Origin of the sequence: Micromonospora maritima, assembly GCF_902825405.1 — a bacterium.
Classification (GTDB): Bacteria; Actinomycetota; Actinomycetes; order Mycobacteriales; family Micromonosporaceae; genus Micromonospora; species Micromonospora maritima.
Window position 1 is genome coordinate 1 of the sequence record NZ_CADEAU010000595.1, and the last position, 2,968, is coordinate 2,968.

General features: G+C 74.7%; 1 protein-coding gene. It reads right to left on the minus strand.

Annotation, left to right across the window (positions count from 1 at the left end; genetic code table 11):
• Positions 1-2,968 (minus strand): type I polyketide synthase (locus tag HUW36_RS29650; protein ID WP_174531122.1); only part of this gene is annotated, 2,968 nt, incomplete at both ends.

A 2,968-nucleotide genomic window follows, 5' to 3' on the forward strand; every position in this document is an offset into this window, starting at 1 on the left:
ATCGGGCCCGACCTCCAGGAACGTGCCGACACCCAGGTCGTGCAGCGTGGCCACCCCGTCGGCGAAACGCACCGCCTCCCGCACGTGCCGCACCCAGTACTCCGGGCCCGCGATCTCCACCGGGTCCGCCAAGCGGCCGGACAGGTTGGACACGATCGGCAGCGTCGGGGCGCGCCAGTCCAGGCCGGCGATCGCGGCTCGGAACTCATTCAGCATCGGTTCCATCAGACGCGAGTGGAACGCGTGACTCACCGCCAAGCGCTTCACCCGCCAACCCCGCGCGACGCACTCCCCCGCGACCCGGTCCAGGTCACCGACCGCGCCGGACAGGACCACGGACGCCGGGCCGTTCACCGCCGCCACGTCCACGCCGCCACCCGTGCCGCCCACGACCGGCTGCGCGCCGGCACCCTTGGTTCCCCGCGGAGGGCCGCCCGCCTGCACCGTGGCGTCACCGGACCGTAGAAGCGCGCGAACCTGCTCCTCCGACGCACCCACCGCCAGCATCCCGCCACCGGCCGGCAACGCCTGCATCAACGCACCCCGCGCCGCCACCAACGCCACGGCGTCGTCCAGCGACAACACCCCCGCCACATGCGCGGCGGTCACCTCACCGATCGAATGCCCCGCGAGATAGTCGACCCGCACACCCCACGACGACAACAACTCCCACAACGCCACCTCGACCGCGAACAACCCCGCCTGCGCGTAGACCGTCCGGTCCAACAGGTCCCCGCCGTCGAACACCACCTCCCGCAACGGGCGATCCAGGCGACCCTCGAACGCCGCGCACACCCGATCGAACGCGTCCGCGAACACCGGAAACGCCGCGTACAGCTCCCGGCCCATGCCGGCACGCTGCGAACCCTGACCGGTGAACACCACCGCCCGCCGACCCGACATGACCTCGCCGGTCACCAGACCGGCAGCCGTCGCACCCTCGGCCAGCGCCGACAGGCCGGCCAGCAGCGCGTCCCGGTCCGCGCCGAGCACGGCGGCGCGGTGTTCCATCGCGGTGCGGGTGGCGAGCAGGGACCAGCCGACCTCGGCCGGCGGGAGGTCGGCGTTCACCCGGAGGTGGTCGGCCAGCCGGGCGGCCTGGTCCGCGAGGGCGGGGGCCGTCCGGGCCGAGAGCAGCCATGGCGTGACGGGGAACGCATCCGCCTCAGTCGGCGTCGGCCGGGGCACGGTCGGCTCGGGCGCTTCCAGGATCACGTGGGCGTTGGTGCCGGAGATGCCGAACGACGACACCGCCGCCCGCCGAGGACGGTCCACCGCCGGCCACGGCCGCGCCGACGTGACCAGCTCCACCGCACCGGCCGACCAGTCCACCTTCGACGACGGCGCGTCCACGTGCAGCGTCGGCGGCACCACCCCGTGCCGCATCGCGAGGACCATCTTGATCAGTCCGGCGACACCGGCGGCGGCCTGGGTGTGGCCGATGTTCGACTTCACCGAGCCGAGCAGCAGCGGCGTGTCCCGGTCCTGCCCGTACGTGGCCAGCACCGCCTGCGCCTCGATCGGATCACCCAACCTGGTGCCGGTGCCGTGCGCCTCCACCACGTCCACCTCGGACGGGGACATCCCGGCGTTGCCCAGCGCCGCGCGGATGACGCGCTGCTGCGCCGGCCCGTTCGGCGCGGTCAGCCCGTTAGACGCCCCGTCCTGGTTGACCGCCGAGCCGCGTACCACGGCGAGGATCCGCCGGCCGTCGCGGCGGGCGTCGGAGAGTCGCTGCACCAGCAGCACGCCGACGCCCTCACCCCAGCCGGTGCCGTCCGCACCCTCGGCGAACGACCGGCAGCGCCCGTCGGCGGCGAGGCCACCCTGCCGGGAGAACTCGACGAACGCGCCGGGGGTCGCCATCACGGTCACGCCGCCGGCGAGGGCCAGGTCGCATTCCCCGGCGCGCAGCGACTGGGCGGCGAGGTGCAGCGCGACGAGCGACGAGGAGCAGGCGGTGTCGACGGTGACCGCCGGGCCTTCGAAGCCGAACGCGTACGACACGCGGCCGGACAGCACGCTGGCGGAGGCACCGGTGGCGCCGTATCCGGCGAGGTGTTCGCCCCCGTACCGGATGAGGTGGTCGAAGTCCTGCCCGTTCGTGCCGGCGAAGACACCGACCCGCTGGCCGGCCAGGCCGGCCGGGTCGATCCGGGCGTCCTCGATCGCCGCCCAGGCCGTCTCCAGCAGCAGCCGCTGCTGCGGGTCCATGGCGATCGCCTCGCGGGGCGAGATGCCGAAGAAGTGGGCGTCGAACGCGGCGGCGTCGGCCAGGAAGGCACCGCGTGTCACGTCGGGCGGCAGCGTCGTCAGGTCCCAGTGCCTGTCGGTCGGCAGGTCGGACATGGTGTCGACGCCGTCGGCGAGCAGTCGCCAGAACGCATCCGGGGAGTCCGCCCCGCCGGGGAAGCGGCACGCCACACCGACGACGGCGATCGGGTCGTCGTCGACGGGACGTACCGGCGCGTCGGTGGTAGCGGTCGACCCGCCGGACAGTTCGGTGCCGAGGTGGGCGGCCAGGGCCTCGGGGTTGGGATGGTCGAAGGCGAGCGTGGCCGGCAGGGTGAGGCCGGTGGCGGCGGCGAGCCGGTTGCGCAGTTCGACGGCGCTCAGCGAGGTGAAGCCGAGGTCGCGGAACGCGCGCCGAGGCGGCACCGCGTCGGCGTCGGCGTGGCCGAGCACCGCGGCGATCTCGGCGCGGACCAGTTCGCCGAGCGCGTCCCGCCGCTCGACGGGGGTGAGCGTGGCGAGCCGTCCACGCAGCGCGGTGGCCCGGTCGGTCCCGGCGACGGCGGGCGCGGTCAGCAGGTCGCGGATCAGCGGGTCGGGTCGGGGGCCGGCGGTGGCGGCGATCCGGTCCCAGTCGGCGTCGGCGACGACGACGTGGGTCTCGTCCCGGTCCAGCGCCCGGTGCAGGGCGCGGACGGCGCGGTCGGGGTGCATGGCCCGGACGCCGCCGCGCGAG